Source organism: Proteus genomosp. 6 (genome assembly GCF_040139785.1).
Taxonomy (GTDB): domain Bacteria; phylum Pseudomonadota; class Gammaproteobacteria; order Enterobacterales; family Enterobacteriaceae; genus Proteus.
Genome location: NZ_JBEEVJ010000008.1, coordinates 59732 through 76754, shown reverse-complemented (window position 1 = coordinate 76754; position 17023 = coordinate 59732). Strand labels below are relative to the sequence as shown.

General features: G+C 38.0%; 15 protein-coding genes. 10 read left to right on the top strand and 5 right to left on the bottom strand.

Features of this window, described 5'->3' with window-relative positions:
- Positions 1-4: 4 nt before the first annotated feature.
- Genes recF through dnaA form a run of 3 tightly spaced genes read right to left on the bottom strand, consistent with a single transcriptional unit; the run spans position 5 to position 3613 of the window.
- On the bottom strand, positions 5-1093 hold the full coding sequence (gene recF, locus ABN212_RS11715; RefSeq protein WP_109373358.1) for a DNA replication/repair protein RecF: 1089 nt from the start codon (positions 1091-1093) through the stop codon (positions 5-7).
- Positions 1094-1104: 11 nt separating this feature from the next.
- Positions 1105-2208, bottom strand: a complete 1104-nt coding sequence (gene dnaN, locus ABN212_RS11710) for a DNA polymerase III subunit beta (RefSeq protein ID WP_198620294.1) — start codon at positions 2206-2208, stop codon at positions 1105-1107.
- Between the two features lie 4 nt (positions 2209-2212).
- Positions 2213-3613 (bottom strand): chromosomal replication initiator protein DnaA, encoded by a 1401-nt coding sequence (gene dnaA / locus ABN212_RS11705; RefSeq protein WP_311752653.1) that lies wholly within the window; start codon positions 3611-3613, stop codon positions 2213-2215.
- Positions 3614-4352: 739 nt separating this feature from the next.
- Here dnaA and rpmH point away from each other — a divergent pair.
- The 10 genes from rpmH (at position 4353) to ABN212_RS11655 (ending at position 13067) form a co-directional block, all read left to right on the top strand.
- Entirely contained in the window at positions 4353-4496 is a 144-nt protein-coding gene (rpmH, locus tag ABN212_RS11700; protein WP_004246509.1) for a 50S ribosomal protein L34, read from the top strand.
- A 17-nt stretch (positions 4497-4513) separates the two neighbouring features.
- Entirely contained in the window at positions 4514-4873 is a 360-nt protein-coding gene (rnpA, locus tag ABN212_RS11695; protein WP_071788569.1) for a ribonuclease P protein component, read from the top strand.
- On the top strand, positions 4837-5097 hold the full coding sequence (gene yidD, locus ABN212_RS11690; protein ID WP_072070482.1) for a membrane protein insertion efficiency factor YidD: 261 nt from the start codon (positions 4837-4839) through the stop codon (positions 5095-5097). Before rnpA ends, yidD begins: the two co-directional genes overlap by 37 nt.
- Positions 5098-5099: 2 nt before the next feature.
- Entirely contained in the window at positions 5100-6740 is a 1641-nt protein-coding gene (gene yidC, locus ABN212_RS11685) for a membrane protein insertase YidC (protein WP_023583364.1), read from the top strand.
- Between the two features lie 130 nt (positions 6741-6870).
- Complete coding sequence (gene mnmE / locus ABN212_RS11680) at positions 6871-8235, top strand: tRNA uridine-5-carboxymethylaminomethyl(34) synthesis GTPase MnmE (RefSeq protein ID WP_196533655.1); 1365 nt, start codon at positions 6871-6873, stop codon at positions 8233-8235.
- Positions 8236-8415: 180 nt separating this feature from the next.
- A complete protein-coding gene (locus tag ABN212_RS11675; RefSeq protein ID WP_198626397.1) occupies positions 8416-8595 on the top strand; it encodes a hypothetical protein in 180 nt (59 codons plus the stop codon).
- A 134-nt stretch (positions 8596-8729) separates the two neighbouring features.
- A complete protein-coding gene (locus ABN212_RS11670; protein WP_198626396.1) occupies positions 8730-9125 on the top strand; it encodes an acetyltransferase in 396 nt (131 codons plus the stop codon).
- A gap of 259 nt (positions 9126-9384) precedes the next feature.
- Entirely contained in the window at positions 9385-9846 is a 462-nt protein-coding gene (locus tag ABN212_RS11665; RefSeq protein WP_109373355.1) for a DUF1097 domain-containing protein, read from the top strand.
- A 307-nt stretch (positions 9847-10153) separates the two neighbouring features.
- Positions 10154-11083, top strand: a complete 930-nt coding sequence (locus ABN212_RS11660; RefSeq protein ID WP_109373354.1) for a metallophosphoesterase — start codon at positions 10154-10156, stop codon at positions 11081-11083.
- Between the two features lie 22 nt (positions 11084-11105).
- The gene (locus ABN212_RS11655; RefSeq protein ID WP_198620290.1) at positions 11106-13067 is read left to right on the top strand and encodes a hypothetical protein; all 1962 of its coding nucleotides are present in this window, start codon (positions 11106-11108) and stop codon (positions 13065-13067) included.
- 60 nt (positions 13068-13127) lie between these two features.
- Here ABN212_RS11655 and ABN212_RS11650 read toward each other — a convergent pair whose 3' ends face one another.
- Both ABN212_RS11650 and ABN212_RS11645 read right to left on the bottom strand, forming a co-directional pair.
- Entirely contained in the window at positions 13128-13922 is a 795-nt protein-coding gene (locus ABN212_RS11650; protein WP_198620289.1) for an energy transducer TonB, read from the bottom strand.
- A gap of 27 nt (positions 13923-13949) precedes the next feature.
- Positions 13950-17003 (bottom strand): TonB-dependent receptor domain-containing protein, encoded by a 3054-nt coding sequence (locus ABN212_RS11645; protein WP_349443256.1) that lies wholly within the window; start codon positions 17001-17003, stop codon positions 13950-13952.
- Positions 17004-17023: the final 20 nt, after the last annotated feature.

Here is a 17023-nt window from a genome sequence, read left to right as displayed (position 1 = left end):
ATTCCTATGGTTTAACCTCTATTTTGCCACGTTCTACGCTAAATAGCCTGCTATTTACATCTAGCATATCTTTCACTTGCCCTTGTGTTATCGCACTGACAAACACTTGAGCTTGCGTAGACTTTAGACGCTCGGCTAATAACTGACGCCGACTCGCATCTAATTCGGAAGCAAAATCATCGAGCAGATACAGGCATCTTTGCCCATTCTTACGAGTGAAATATTCACCTTGTGCCAGCCTCAAAGCACACATCAACAACTTGAGCTGGCCTCGTGACAACATATCTTCTACTGGCGTGCCGTTTGCTCTAATACGTAAATCCGCCTTATGAGCACCAAGTGAGGTATACGCTAACATTTTATCACGTTCAAATTGACGTGCTAGCAACTCACCATAATCAGTTTCTTTATCCCATCCCCGTTGAAAGCTCACTTTCAACGAAAATTCAGGTAAAAACAGACGGCACGTTTCTTCAATATCTTTAGCGATATCTTCGGTATATTGAGCTCGCCATTCACTTATCTGTTCTGTTAATAAGATAAGCTCTTTATCCCAAGGCATCAGTTGTCGATAAGACGTTGCTTGCCTCAGTGCTGCATTACGTTGTTTTAATACACGTTTTAAATCTGACCATGCAGCAAAAAATCGAGGTTCATTATGGAAACAACCCCAATCAATAAAAGCGCGACGATATTTAGGCCCACCATTCAGAAGTGTAAAGCCTTCAGGTGTTATTAATTGCATAGGTAACAATTTTGCTAATTCTGCAATTTTATGACCATCGCTGCCATCAATACGCACTGTACTATTGCCTTCGCGATCTTTACTTAATCCAATCGCATAGCCACGGCTCTCTTCATTTAGCCCACTTAAGCGCCCATGAAGAATAAATTCATTTTCATCATGCTGGATCACGCGATTAGCTTGAGAACTACGAAATGCGCGTCCGTGGCCTAACGTGTAAATCGCTTCAAGTATACTTGTTTTACCACTCCCGTTAGGTCCAACAAGGAAATTAAAGCCATCCGCTAATGGCAGATCCGCCTGTTCAATATTTCTAAAATGACGGATCAATAAACGGGATAAAATCATGTTAGTGACTATTATAAACGCATTGGCATAACAACATAAGCAGCCGCAGAACTTGCCACATTCTCTACTTGAACACTTGAAACAGCATCTGTTAGTAGAAGTTTAACTTCTTCACATTTCAATGTATTAAGTACATCAAGGAGATAACTGACATTAAAGCCAATTTCCATTTCTTCACCTTGATATTGAACATCAACAATCTCTTCTGCTTCTTCTTGCTCAGGGTTATTAGCTGTAATTTTCAATTGACCGTTGGTGAGGTTTATACGCACACCACGGAATTTCTCATTGGATAAAATTGCAGCACGAGAAAATGCCTGTTTAAGAATATCACAACCCGCAGTCACTGTTTTCGTTGGATTTTTCGGTAATACACGACGATAGTCAGGGAAACGACCATCAACCAACTTCGAGGTGAAAATAAAATCCCCCACATGAGCACGTATATTATTACTACCGATTTGCAATTGCAGTGAGCTTTCACCACCACCATCAAGTAAACGCATCAATTCAATAACACCTTTACGAGGAACAATAACAGAATGTCCTGGTAAAGATTGCCCAATATCCATTGAACATACCGCTAAACGGTGTCCATCTGTTGCAACTGTGCGTAACTCTGTATTTTCAGTTTCAAACAACATGCCGTTGAGGTAATAACGCACATCTTGATGCGCCATTGAAAATTGAGTGGCCTCAATCAGACGTTTTAATGTTGCTTGAGGCAAAGTAAATTCAACCTCACTTTGCCAATCATCTAAATTAGGAAAATCAGATGCAGGTAATGTTGATAAGGAGAAACGACTACGACCTGAACGCACTAATAGGCGATCACCATCGAGCTCAACACTAATTTCAGCACCTTCTGGTAGCCCACGCCAAATATCAAAAAACTTACGCGCAGGAACAGTTGTGGCGCCAATTTCATGAGATTGGCTAAGATTAACTCTTGCCACCATCTCCATTTCAAGGTCAGTCCCCGTTAGCGATAAGGTATTTTCAGTGACCTTAAGCAATAGGTTACCTAAAATAGGTAATGTTGGACGACCACCTAAAGGGCCACTTACTTGTTGTAGCGGCTTAAGAAGCTGTTCACGTTCAATGATAAATTTCATAGCGCTAGGATGATAATGTTCTGATTAAGTTAGAAAAATCTTCTTTGATGTCATGACTTTCTTCACGCAATTGCTCTATTTTTCGGCATGCATGAAGGACTGTTGTATGATCACGACCACCAAAGGCATCCCCGATTTCAGGCAAGCTGTGGTTTGTTAATTCCTTCGCCAGCGCCATTGCCATTTGCCTCGGACGGGCAACCGATCGGGATCTCCGCTTTGACAGTAAATCAGCGACTTTAATTTTATAATATTCAGCAACCGTTTTTTGAATATTATCGATAGTGACTAATTTTTCCTGCAAAGCGAGCAGATCACGTAATGCTTCACGTACAAAGTCGATAGTAATCGCACGACCTGTAAAGTTTGCGTTAGCAATTACTCGGTTTAATGCACCTTCAAGCTCACGGACGTTAGAACGAAGTCTTTTAGCAATAAAAAAGGCCACTTCGTCAGGTAACTGAATTTGGTTTTCATCCGCTTTTTTCATCAAAATCGCCACTCGGGTTTCAAGTTCAGGTGGCTCAATAGCAACCGTTAATCCCCAACCAAAGCGTGATTTTAATCTGTCTTCAACACCATTTATCTCTTTAGGATAACGGTCTGACGTTAAAATAATTTGCTGATTTCCCTCTAACAATGCGTTAAAGGTATGAAAAAATTCTTCTTGTGAACGCTCTTTATTGGCGAAAAATTGAATGTCATCAATTAATAGTGCATCCACAGAACGGTAATAGCGTTTAAAGTCTTCTATCGCATTATTTTGTAATGCTTTTACCATATCTTGTACGAATCGTTCAGAATGCATATACACGACTTTTGCATTCGCTTTGCGTTCCATAATGCTGTTACCCACGGCGTGTAACAAGTGCGTTTTACCAAGCCCTGTTCCACCATATAAAAAGAGTGGGTTATAAGCTCCACCTGGGTTATCAGCAACTTGTCTTGCCGCTGCTCTTGCTAACTGGTTTGACTTACCTTCAACGAAGTTATCAAACTTATGTTTAGGGTTAACGTTAGAACGATAATTGAGTTCAGGCAGCTGAGATACCGGTTGATTATCCCAACTAGGACGAACAGGCTGACTATGTGTTGGAGCGGTATTCACTGTCGGATGTACAACAGCTTTAGGAATACTTTCTGTAGTACGTGCAGATGCAGGTTTATTACCCACTTCAAAACGTAAAGAAGGGACTTCAGAGCCACAAAAATCCACTAATAATGCGTTGATATTATTAATGTATTTTTCTCTCACCCAATCTAAGACAAAACGATTAGGTGCATACAGCGCCAGCGTATTATCGCTTAGTTCTGCCTGCAAGGGACGTATCCACATACTAAATTCAGTGGCAGGTAACTCATCCTGCAATCGGGCAAGACAATGCTGCCAAAGCGAAAGTGACACGGCGAACTCCCCTAAAAAAACAAGACTAAAAAATAAACAGGAAAAATGCAGTTAAACACTGTGCGCCTAAATACAAAGTGCACAACACCGTTCCTCTTCAATTCTTAATAAGGAACAACTCTTGGTGACAACGATTTTTTTACATCGTGACTCACGATCGCAGACTGGCTATTCTGATCGTGACGGGGGATCATATCGCAAAATGAAACGAAGATCCTCTTTCTTTTGCACAGTTTTTATGGTTTTTATCCACAGGCTTGCCGATTTGTGATAATTCACCAAATGAAATATGCAAAGGCGTTCTAGTGTACTTGAGTCGTCCTACAAATAGCAATTGGGGATAACTTTCTCTTTGCATAAATATCTCTTTCTTATAGTAAGTGATCAAATATCTCTCATTTGATCCGCTAAAGATCCTTGCGCTTTCACCGTGAGTCCGTATAATCTTGCACCCTGCGTGCTTGTACCAACAAAGTCACTTATTAAGACTTTTTTAGGTCGCTAATAAGCGTACTCGTTGCGCATAAGTCAGGATTGATTATCGGGTTTGCTAAAAAAGACGACAAAAATCGGTACTTAAAGCGTCATCTTCATTGACGCATTTGAGTGATTTTATTACAATCCCGCATCTTTCCATCATTGATGCTGCGATTGAAGTACTGGTTTGTTTATTTATTGCACGCCTGTCTGTCAACGCATTTGCTGAATCAGTAATTATATTAAGTAGGTAGAAATCGCCATGAAACGCACTTTTCAACCGTCTGTACTGAAGCGCAACCGTAACCACGGCTTCCGCGCTCGTATGGCCACTAAAAATGGTCGTCAGGTTCTGGCTCGCCGTCGTGCGAAAGGCCGCGCTCGTCTGACCGTTTCTTCGAAATAATAAAAGCTAACCATTCCGTGGTTAAGCTCGCTTTTCCAAGGGAGTTACGTTTGTTAACTCCCAAGCATTTCAATTTTGTTTTCCAGCAGCCACAACGTGCGAGTTCTCCAGAAGTTACTATTTTGGGTCGCCAGAATGAGCTGGGGCATCCCCGCATCGGTCTAACAATCGCAAAGAAAAACGTTAAACGTGCTCATGAGCGCAATCGTATTAAACGATTAGCCCGTGAATACTTTCGTTTACATCAGCATGAATTACCGCCGATGGATTTTGTGCTATTAGTAAGAAAAGGGGTTGCTGAACTTGATAACCATCAATTGACGGAAGTGTTGGGTAAATTATGGCGTCGTCATTGTCGCTTGGCTCAAAAGTCCTGATCTTGCTGATTAGGGGCTATCAACTGGGGATTAGTCCTCTGTTGGGGCCTCGTTGTCGTTTTAATCCTACGTGCTCTCATTACGGAATTGAGGCATTGCGCAGGTTTGGAATGATAAAAGGTAGTTGGTTAACAGTGAAACGCATATTAAAATGCCACCCTTTACACGAAGGTGGTGATGATCCTGTCCCACCTAGAAAAAACGACGATAACAGAGAAAATTAACGATGGATTCGCAACGCAATCTTCTATTCATCGCTTTGCTGTTCGTTTCTTTCCTGATCTGGCAGCAGTGGGAGGGTGATAAAGTTTCACAAAACACCACCACTACCGCACAGGTCTCGCAACAAGCGGACGTGCCAAGCAGTGATAGTCTTGCTGTAACTGGTAACAGCAATGAGCAGGCAAAATTGATTACCGTAAAAACTGACGTACTTGATCTTCGCATCAATACTCAGGGCGGTACTATCGATGAGGCTGATTTGTTAGCCTATCCCGCCGAGCTTAATTCGACAACACCTTTCCGTTTACTGGAAACTACACCACAATTCCTGTATCAGGCTCAAAGTGGCTTAATCGGCCCAGATGGTCCAGATCAGAAATCTCGCCCAGTTTATAGTGCTGATAAAAACGAATTCGTACTTGGTGAAAATCAAGATGAATTACGCGTACCTATGACTTTCGTAAATGAAGAAGGCGTAAAATTCGTCAAAACCTTCATTCTGAAGAAAGGTCAGTACGATATCGGTATTGATTACAAAATTGAGAATACAACAGATAAAACATTGACCATGAACTTTTACGGTCAGTTAAAACAATCTGTTAAATTGCCAGAAAGCCGTGATACAGGTAGCAGCAACTTTGCGCTACACACTTATCGTGGTGCGGCATACTCATCAGATGAAACCAACTATAAAAAATACAGCTTTGGTGATATCGAAGATAAAAACTTATCTATAACCACCAACAATGGTTGGGTTGCAATGTTACAACAATACTTTGCAACAGCATGGGTTCCTTCTAAAGAGAGTCAGAACAATAGCTTCTACTCAATCACTTTAGAAAACAAATCTATTGCTCTGATTGGTTATAAATCAGCACCAGTGACAATTGCACCAAATAGCAGTGCTGATATCAGCTCAACATTATGGGTCGGTCCTGAAATTCAATCAGAAATGTCAGCCATTGCGCCACATTTAGACCTATCTGTAGACTACGGTTGGTTATGGTTTATCTCTCAGCCACTGTTTAAACTGCTGAAATTCCTTCACAGCTTTATCGGTAACTGGGGCTTCTCCATCATCATGATCACCTTTATCGTTCGTGGTATCATGTACCCGCTGACTAAAGCGCAGTACACCTCCATGGCGAAAATGCGTTTACTGCAACCAAAACTGGCTGCACTGCGTGAACGTATTGGTGATGACAAACAACGTATGAGCCAAGAAATGATGGCGTTATACAAACAAGAGAAAGTGAATCCTCTGGGTGGTTGTTTACCACTAATTATCCAGATGCCAATCTTCCTTGCGTTGTATTACATGCTGATGGGTTCTGTTGAATTACGTCATGCGCCATTTATGTTATGGATCCAAGACTTATCTGCGCAAGATCCGTACTACATCCTGCCATTATTAATGGGTGTGACAATGTTCATCATTCAGAAACTGTCTCCTACAGCAGTGACTGATCCGATGCAACAAAAAATCATGACCTTTATGCCGGTTGTGTTTACTGTATTCTTCCTGTGGTTCCCATCAGGTCTGGTTCTGTACTATATCGTCAGTAACTTAGTGACCATTATCCAGCAGCAGTTAATTTACCGCGGTCTGGAAAAACGTGGCTTACACAGCAGAGACAAAAAATAAGGTCACATGAGGAAAAACCTCTTCCTTGGTTACATTCAAAGGAAAGTGACATAAAATAGCGAAGGCGGTCTACAATGACCGCCTTCTGTTTTTTATATTGATATGATTATTCTGATTAAGCGAGTACACCATGCATAGCACTGATACTATCGTCGCTCAGGCCACACCTCCGGGAAGAGGCGGTGTTGGTATCCTACGCGTTTCTGGCCCTAAAGCAGCACTTGTGGCACAAACTGTCTTAGGTAAATTACCTAAACCTCGTTATGCCGATTATCTGCCATTTCGCAATGATGATAACTCCGTGCTTGATCAGGGTATCGCTCTTTTCTTCCCAAATCCGCACTCATTTACAGGCGAAGATGTTCTAGAACTACAAGGTCATGGCGGCCCCGTTATTCTGGATTTATTACTAAAACGTATCTTACAAATTCCTGGTGTGCGGATTGCCAATCCTGGTGAATTTTCTGAACGCGCATTCTTAAACGACAAACTCGACTTAGCACAAGCCGAAGCCATTGCTGACTTAATAGATGCCAGCTCAGAACAAGCGGCACGTTCAGCGATTAATTCATTACAAGGTGCATTCTCCTCTCATATTAACGAGATGGTAGAGTCATTAACTCACTTACGCATCTATGTTGAAGCGGCCATTGATTTCCCTGATGAAGAAATTGATTTTCTTTCTGACGGTATCATTGAAGGAAAACTTAACGCTGTTATTGCAGAATTAGATGATGTTCGGGCTCAAGCACGCCAAGGTAGCTTACTGCGTGAAGGGATGAAAGTAGTTATCGCGGGTCGCCCTAATGCGGGTAAATCAAGCTTATTGAATGCATTAGCAGGCAGAGACGCGGCGATTGTTACGGATATTGCTGGTACAACGCGTGATGTATTGCGTGAACATATTCATATCGATGGTATGCCTTTGCATATTATCGATACAGCGGGTTTACGTGAAGCCAGTGATGAAGTTGAACGTATTGGTATTGAGCGTGCTTGGAAAGAGATTGAGCAAGCAGACAGAGTGTTATTTATGGTTGATAGCACCACAACTGATGCAACAACCCCTGAAGATATCTGGCCTGAATTTATGGCTCGTTTACCAAATACCTTGCCTGTTACTGTTATTCGTAATAAATCAGACTTAACGGGTGAGAATGTTGAGATCACGGCTCAAGGTAATTACCCGATGATCCGCTTATCCGCACGCGATGGAATGGGTATTGAATTGCTGCGCGATCACCTAAAAGAAGCTATGGGTTTTAATAGTAATACTGAAGGTGGTTTCTTAGCGCGTCGTCGCCACTTACAAGCCTTAAATACCGCAGCAGAGCACTTACAGCAAGGTCATGAACAATTGGTTTATGCAAAATCAGGTGAATTATTGGCAGAAGAGTTAAGACTAGCTCAACAAGCGTTAAGTGAAATCACCGGTGAATTTACCTCTGATGACTTATTAGGCCGTATTTTCTCTAGTTTCTGTATTGGGAAGTAAAGCCTCATTTCCACTACCTATGGCGTGTAAATAGAAAATTAACCACACGCTATAGGCTCTTTAAAAACAACTAAGTGATATTCTTATTTATTTTCGTAGTTCGTTTTTTAAACAAAAATAGTTGTTTCTACCCCTCTATATTGCTATATTTTCAAACAGGAAAACCGATAGGAGATACCTATGGCTACTACTTCTTTTAGTAAAAGCTTTATTGTTAAAGATAAGCAATCTATTGATTTTATCCAACATGATTTAAGCTACCCACGCCATGTAAAAATAGTTAAACGGAATTACAAAGCAGAAAATAAACAAGGGATTGCGCTATTAAAACAACGATTGTCCAACTTAGAGAACTGCTAAAAGAGTTTGGTGAAGAAGCAACAATTAAGCTTTTACGCAGTTTTTCTAATAAATTAAATAGCGATGTTGAAAAGTTTTTAATCTCTCCAACTAAAGCAATTAGATTTGAGAAAACCAATAATGCGAGAACTTATTTGATTTTAAATGATAGTGGTGAAATTCTTGCTTATTTTTCTCTATCCTTTAAAGAGCTTATACTTGATAACGTTAAAATAAGTAAAACAAAGAGACAGCAACTTGATGGTATTTCTAGAACTGCAGAAAAAGTTAAAGCTTTTCTTATTGGGCAGATAGGAAAAAATACATTAATAGTTGATAACCCTATTTCGTTAGCACTTATCTTACAAGAAATTTATGCTGTATTATCAGAAGCTCAAAAACTTATTGGTGGTAGAATTATCATATTAGAATGTGAAAATAATGAAAGGCTACTTCAACTTTATAAATATCATGGTTTCACCTTAATCGAAATAGAAAACAACTCACCCTCCACTCTTCGAACACTGTATATTCATATTATTGAAAAATAATAGTTACTTGAATATTAATAAATACTATTAAGCTAACTAAAAAATATTTATTCTCACACTTTTTTTAGTGTATCAACAACGCAAACGTTTACTTTATCTTCTTTATTTTTTCTAATATAAATAGATTTTAAATATCGCATAAATACGCATCTTAATTATGCTTTTTAATGATCTAAATATAGTAAATCAACTAATGATAATGCTAAACTTCGTTTTTAGTTAACTGGGTAAATATCCCCCTTTTATTTAAGAGTCTATCGTGAGAACGCTTTACTTTACTGCACTGACAACAGGCATTCTTTCTGCCATTTGGGCATTTGTTGCTAATCAATTTGACTTATTAAGCTGGGCTGGCTTTTTAGGTTGTACCGCCTATTTTGCTTATCCTAAAGAGGGTATTAAAGGATTAGCCGTTACTATGGCTACCATTATGAGTGGCGTAATTTGGGCATTGGCGATTATTTATGGTAGCCAAGTCTTTAGTGATATATCTATTTTTGGGTATGCAGTAACAGGTGTTATTGCCTTTGTGATGTGTATTCAAGCTAAAAGTGCATTACTTGCTTATATCCCCGGTACATTTATTGGGGCATGTACAATATTTGCAGCACAAGGGGATTTAGCTCAAACTATCCCTTCATTAATCGTTGGTGTTTTATTTGGTTATTCGATGAAAATGAGTGGGCTTTGGGTTGCCAATAAATGGCCGAAAACAGCGTAATTTATTTATGCTAACGCAAATCTAAAAGCGGTGTTTAGTCATGCTAAAGCCGCTTTTTTATCTCCTCAAAAGACATTATCTAAAATCAATCTAAGGTATATCCATAAGCGCTAATATTGATATTTTAAATTAATTTAATTAGAAGATAATTTATATTTAAAAAATCATATATTGGTCATTTAAAATGATAAAAATAAAGACATTTGTTATTAAAATTATAATTAACTAACAATATTTAATATTGTGCTTATTTTAAATTTCCGTCAAAAAATAAAGGGAGAAAGACACATTTAAAAGGAAATTAATTATGAGTGCAACACAATCAACAAACTACAATATTATCGTGATGTCAGATCCTCAGCCTTGGAGGCTAGACTTAGATAATAATGATCCTAATGATGATCAATCTCGTTGGGAATCAACGATAAAAAAAGTAAGGGATAGTATTCAATTATTACACCATGAAAAATCTTTTGTTTTTGGCATTATTAATGGTGATTTGACAGAGTTTGGTCGCCGTTATCAACGTGAAAGTTTTCGCTCTTTTTTTGCCCCTTCCCCCTTAGGGTTTATTACTTATGTTGGTCTTGGTAATCACGATTATCAAAATAACGTGGGTGATTGCTCTGAACCCAGTAATTCTGATTTAAGTATGAATGCTTGTGCGCGAGGCATGGTATTTGATATGCATTATCGTATTGAAGAATACCGTGGTTATTCGACTTCAGGTAATTTTAGATATGACAGTAGCGAATATTCAGGCAGTAAAGCGTATTCGTGGGAATATGGCGATATTCATTTTGTCCAATTACAAAATTATCCCACTTATCATGTCGTACTCGACCACTGGGCAGCATCGACCATTAATGTGACAGACTCTATTGATTGGTTAGAAAAAGATTTAATCCAAGCACGGAATCGCAATAAAACTATTATTTTAAACTTTCATGATGGTCACCAACATTTTCCTGAAAACTCCTCACAAGAAGAACTCTCATTCTTTAAATATATGCTTGAGCATTATGGCGTGAAAGCGGTGTTCGTCGGCCATACGCATTATGTTGGGCAAGATAACCGTTATGGTGGTAGTGAAATATTTGGTGATGTTCCCGTTTATAACAGTGGCGCTTTATTTAAAGGGGATTACTTATCTGTTGGAGTTAATGGCTCACAACTCTCTATTGCTGTTTATAACGGACTATCAGGACAACCTCAATTAATCGAACAATGGAACTAATTTTAAACAAGGAGCGTTTGTTATGTATTTAAACCCATTAAAAGTCGCCATTAGTCCTTCATCACTACCCGCAACACAGCCATTAATCTGTATCGACTACCAAGAACTCCAAGAAGGTATGTTGGATATGATTAACCGCAACAGTAATGTCTTACCCACCATTGTAGATAAATTCAATGAGCAAGATCCTTTAAATGCCCCCATGATTGTAGGGCAAACCGTCATCGGGCATATTATTGGCTTAATCCCTGTTGTCGGTGGTGCATTATCAAAAATCACCTCTGCGCTCTTTGGTTTGATGAATAAAAATATGAAAGATAGTTCGTTAGCTAATCAAATTATCGAACATGTCTCTCGTATTATTGACGCTAAAATCGCTGATAATAACGTTAAGATAATCAAACTTACCACAGAGGGAATATCTGACGTTTATCAGTTATTTTCTGATTCACTTGCTCGTTATCTTGATCCCACAATGCGTTATTCGGCTCAACAAAAACAAGATTTACGGGAACAAGTACTCAACCGTTTTGATGATGTCATTACTACTATTGTTTCTCAACAACCCTTAGTATTAAATTTAGCGCAATCAGCAGGCTTACCTTTTTATTGTCACTGTTGCGCCCTTTTTGTTGCGGCACACTACGATATTCTCACCAATAAAGATAAACTCGAGTTAAGTGATAATTACTTTAAAAGCAATCTAAAAACATTAAGAGAAAGTATAGATAAATTTAATAGTGCTATTCACACTACAATTTATCAGCAAACCTCTGGTGTATTTAAAGATGATTACAATAAAAGTAATACCTTTTTATCTGGTATTTATATATCAGGATTATCTTTTTATCAGACTTGGATAAAAAAGAGTTTTGAAATCGAATTTAACACTCCTTTTTCTCGTTGGAATAGCTTAGAGCTATATGGAAACGATTATAGCCATGATCCTAAAATCAGCTATTACAAAGCTTATTTTGATATAGGCAAAGATATATTACACCGAACATCAATGTTACAGAGTATCGAAACCTATTCTCATATTGATGCCGTTATTCGTATTAAACACAACTACTTAAGTATTGAAAAAATAGCAGATAGTTCTCAATATGAAGGCTGTTATGGTGTAACCGGTGATAGCCGTGATGTATTAAAAACAGAAACCTTTTTTACGCCAGATAGCAGTAAGTCATATTTATCACCCAATCAAATTTTACCTTCTGTACGTTATATTTCTGACACCCCTTGGGGCGCATTACACTATATGGTACTTGATGACGTAAACAATAATAGTTTTACCATTGGTCAAGGCGGTCGCGAGAACAAGTCTTATCTCAATATTCCTGGTTACTGTTTTAATGGCGTAAACCTTTATTTAAGCCGACATAATGGCAAACAATGCCATGATGATTCTGGTGCTTGGCTAACAGAATCGGCACCTATATTCCGTTTTTATGACGGTTATGCATCTCTTACGCTAGAAACTAAAAACCACTTACCAATACCACAAAAAAGTTACGAACTGGATTTAAATCATGGGTTTGATACGCAACTAAGTAAAGCTCAGTATGGGTATAGTGATATGCTGGTAGGTAAAAATTGTATTTTGTTAAATCAAGAAGCCTATTTTTGCTTGCCTTCAGAAGAAACTATTGGAAAAACAGATAATTCACAAAAAATGAAGGTGTTATTACAGTGTGCAGCTGAAAGTGAACAGTCACTTTCAGTTTCAGTGAGAACAGGTAATGCCATTAACGGTACCTTAATTGCTTCAAATACATTTTCGCTTGGCCTAAATCAGGACAATGTCGTTTATAAAATAACGCCTCTACTTAATCATCCAGTAACAAATAACAAAGCCTATTTTCGTACTTATCAGCTTGAATTAGACTATTTATTCATACGTGAAAACGAATCCAATCTTTATTTTTATTTACACTTTTCTAAACCTGATACGGTATTAGCGGATATTACTGTGCTGTTTTAGCCATCAATTCTAATAAAAACACCTAAGTCAAAATCACGCTTAGGTGTTTTCGTTAGCTCATTAATTTAATTGAAAATCTAATGCAACAATTAAAGGGTTCAATAGGCCTTCGGGTTTAGGGCCAATGGGTTTTACGCGTTTAACCGCCGCAATGGCCGCATTATCAAGAGAAGAAATACCTGAAGTACTTTCTATCTCAACCCTTGAAACCGCACCTTCTGATGTTAGTGAAAAACTCACCACTACCTGACCTTCATGTTGCATGCGACGCGCTTGTGAGGGATAACGTTTATGGCGCTCTATTTCTCGACGCAGTGAACTAATATAGTGATTGTCAGATTCACCTTGCCCTATTCCTTTCTCGCTTAATGCGTGACTTCTTCCTGCTAACGAGCTTGCAGTATGTTGCGTTAAGCTTTCTGCCGATGATTCAGATGTCGTTTGTGCTATTTGGTTTTCTAAATCACGCTGTTTTATTGGCTCTACTTTTTTTTGTACCACAGGCTTTTTCACTGGTGTGATTGGTTTTATGGGTATAGGTTTTTCTTTGGGTTTTTCAGGTATTTTCTTTGGAGCTTCAACAAACTCTCCTTTTTCTGCACTGGGTAAAACAATGGGCGTTTCTTGAGGTTCCGTTTCCACTAAAGGCTCCGGCACGACTGTCGATTGTTGAGGTGGTGAAAATACCACTTGATAGACAGATAATGTATTTTCTTGTTGCTGATGAATATGGTGCGCACTTTCTGTCATAGAAAGTGAACGTAACACCCAACTTAATATGGCGATATAAACTAACGATATCCCTATTAGCCAATAATAAATATTAAACGGATGCCTGACAGAAAGTGCCAACATAAATAAAAGCTCCTTACTCTCTTTTAATTAAAATTGTGCAGTCACACCTAATCGGAACGTTCTTCCCGGTGCAGGCATACCTGATCGCGTTAATGGATCAATGTAATATTCGTTTAATAAATTACTGCCCGTTATTTCAAAAGATAAATTAGGGCTATATTGATAGTTAATATAGGCATCAACGGTAAAAACTTTTGCCCAACGCATCGGGTTATTATTTCTGCCATACATTTCTCTTGGTAATTTTTCTTTTAGCCATTTTTCATCTTTATTTTCTACTTCTGATGAATAGAGCCAACGGCTACCTATTTCTAATTTATTATCTAACCAACGAGTCCCTAAATGTAAATTAACTGAATATTTAGGCTGAATAGAGGTACGTAAAAAACCACCGGGATACCCCCCTGTCATACACTCTTTAATACCCAAGAAACCAAAGGGATCATAGTTACTAAAAGCATTTTTATCGCATACCTTATTTTTATGACTATAAACAAGAGCGGTATCCATAAAGATAAAACCGTTATCAAAACGTGCTTGAACTTCTAACCCTTCTAATTTTTGCTTTTCAAATTGCCTAATTTGCCAATTCGCATCTCTATCAAACACATTTTCAATATTGGTATAAAAATAATTAATTTTAACGTCAGCATGGCGCTCTATATTAAGCCAATCGGTAAAATCAAACACGACCCCAAACTCTGTACTTTTGGCGCGTTCTGGTTTTAATTTAAAACCGTAATAACGAGCTTTAGAGCCTGAAAACCCGCTAGTATCTTCAAATAAATTAGGTAAACGCAGTTGCTCAGTATAGCGTCCATAAAAACGTAATATCTCGTTGGCATACACCGTCGCAGAAACTAGAGGTGAAAATGCCCCATGTTGATAGCTAGGCTCAGGTGCAAATTTATCTTTATCATCATCAAGATAAATAGGGATTGGATTTGTCACACCCATTTCATATTTATTAACTCGTTTACCTGTAATTGGATCGGGCACTTTTTCATTAGTATTAAGATGACCATTTAAGAACATATTGTTGCTTTTGGATAATTCGCCATTTTTGTCATAAAGTATGACGGTATATTCCGTGAGCATAGGACGTTCTTGAGAAGATTGTATATTGAGATTTCCTTGTTCATCACGAAGAAAATCTTCTTGCATCATATCAATCTGAATTCTTTTAACTTCATTACTATTAATAATCTTTTCTTTTATTTCAGGTGATAATTTTTCATATTCAGGATAAACAAATTTAGATTGTAAAAACTCACGCATTTTTTTGTCTATTTCTGGATAACGTCGATAATTTTTAAGCTCTTCAGGTAACGTCTCCACATCAATCTGGTGAAGTGCTCTATATAATAAATACTCCTCCGCAGTTAATGTACGTCGATAAGGAAGAATAAAGCCTCTTATTGAGGGAGATTTCTCATAACCCTTTACTTTATTTTTCCGCTTATTATTTAAAAAAGTATCTGTTAAATGATAATAGTGATATTTGCCGCCAGCAGTAATGACCAACCAAGAAAGCGGTTTCCAATCTGTGGAAAGGGCTAAATTAATTTCATGGCGTTGCCCACCACGCCCAGCGGTAACAAAATCAAATCTATCTGGTAATTCAATTTCATCGCTATCTAACTTTTCAAATTGATAGTTACTTGAAAATGAAATGGAAAATTGAGGTGATAATTTAAATATCGAAGATAAATCAATACCATAACGATTATTTTCTTGGTAAAGAGAAGCCGTATCAATAAAGTGAGTATTTGTTTTTAAATCCCATTGTGATGTATTAAAAAATCGTTTGTCATAATCAATCTGCACAGGCCTTCTTGGTTCACCACCACGAGTATTGGTATGCCCAGACGTTAAATTACCCCATAACCGTAACAGTAAATCCGCTTTCTTATCTTCTGGCTTCCACTGATAAGTTAATATTCCCGCCTGTTGATTAATCGTTGCTAATGGCCATTGAGTTACTAAATTTTTTTCGTAACGAGCCCACTCTAATCGTAATGGCATAATATCGCCAAACAGTAAGTCAGTGTATCGGTAATTAATGGAAAAACGATGCGCTGATTCAGGGAATAATGCTCCTTTAACTAAAAAGGAACGATTACGACTAGATGTATTAGGGACTTCATTACCGGGGCTATAAATATGGGCAATAAAAGGAACATAAGGTGTTAACCTTGCTTTATAATCATTAGAATGAATTGATTTCATATCATCGGTTTCGAGATAGGCTTTTGTATTTCTTTTTCCTGCTAAATAATTTCCTTTTTCTCGTAGTGCATAAGCAAATAATAAATTAAATTTTTCTTTTTCAAACCCAACACCTAGACGAAATGAATGATCATGAAAACTCAAAGCTTTATTCTTTTGAGGTGTTATTTCTAAGGCAGGATCAATTATTTTTATTCCCTCATGATAGAAGTGAGAATAACTTCGGTAATCTCCTAGCATATCTAAATAGACTTCTTTATACCGTGTAGCGTTATTACTCATATCCCCTTTAAAATTAATACCAAAAGAGTCACCTACAGGCACAATATCACGGATATCTAGGGTTTTTATTGCAATACCACCACCAATACCTGTTTTCATATCTGGGGTTAATGAAGGACCTTTTTCAATATAGATACTACTAATCAGATTAGAATCAATATAGTTACGATTAGAAGCACCACTATACCCACGATAAACAGTAATCGCTTGCTCTGTCCCATCAACAGTAACAGGAATTCGCCCTTGCCCTTGAATACCGCGAATATTCGGGTCAAGCGCCCCACCATTACGCGCTTCACCACTATAAACCCCAATTGCACTTTTTAGTAAGTCCGCTGGTGATACCCCTTGATAACGCTCTAATAGTTCTTTGCCTAAATAAACATTAGAGACATCTTTTTCATACACTTGAGCATACCCTTGTTTATCTTTTTCTTTATTATCTGAAATTTGAATATGACCAAGATCGGTTTTATCTTCTTTGGCTTGCAGATAAAAGCAAGGGGAAAATAGCGAGAGAGAAACGAAGATTGAAACAATTTTCCGCTTTCTAAAAAGCATTATATGCATTGTTTTACCTATTCAATTGA

What these genes read in the sequence shown, in the direction of transcription:
- recF (WP_109373358.1), bottom strand. Translation starts at nt 1,093, where the DNA reads ATGATTTTATCCCGTTTATTGATCCGTCATTTTAGAAATATTGAACAG.
- dnaN (WP_198620294.1), bottom strand. Translation starts at nt 2,208, where the DNA reads ATGAAATTTATCATTGAACGTGAACAGCTTCTTAAGCCGCTACAACAA.
- rpmH (WP_004246509.1), top strand. Translation starts at nt 4,353, where the DNA reads ATGAAACGCACTTTTCAACCGTCTGTACTGAAGCGCAACCGTAACCAC.
- yidD (WP_072070482.1), top strand. Translation starts at nt 4,837, where the DNA reads ATGGCGTCGTCATTGTCGCTTGGCTCAAAAGTCCTGATCTTGCTGATT.
- yidC (WP_023583364.1), top strand. Translation starts at nt 5,100, where the DNA reads ATGGATTCGCAACGCAATCTTCTATTCATCGCTTTGCTGTTCGTTTCT.
- mnmE (WP_196533655.1), top strand. Translation starts at nt 6,871, where the DNA reads ATGCATAGCACTGATACTATCGTCGCTCAGGCCACACCTCCGGGAAGA.
- ABN212_RS11675 (WP_198626397.1), top strand. Translation starts at nt 8,416, where the DNA reads ATGGCTACTACTTCTTTTAGTAAAAGCTTTATTGTTAAAGATAAGCAA.
- ABN212_RS11660 (WP_109373354.1), top strand. Translation starts at nt 10,154, where the DNA reads ATGAGTGCAACACAATCAACAAACTACAATATTATCGTGATGTCAGAT.
- ABN212_RS11655 (WP_198620290.1), top strand. Translation starts at nt 11,106, where the DNA reads ATGTATTTAAACCCATTAAAAGTCGCCATTAGTCCTTCATCACTACCC.
- ABN212_RS11650 (WP_198620289.1), bottom strand. Translation starts at nt 13,922, where the DNA reads ATGTTGGCACTTTCTGTCAGGCATCCGTTTAATATTTATTATTGGCTA.
- ABN212_RS11645 (WP_349443256.1), bottom strand. Translation starts at nt 17,003, where the DNA reads ATGCATATAATGCTTTTTAGAAAGCGGAAAATTGTTTCAATCTTCGTT.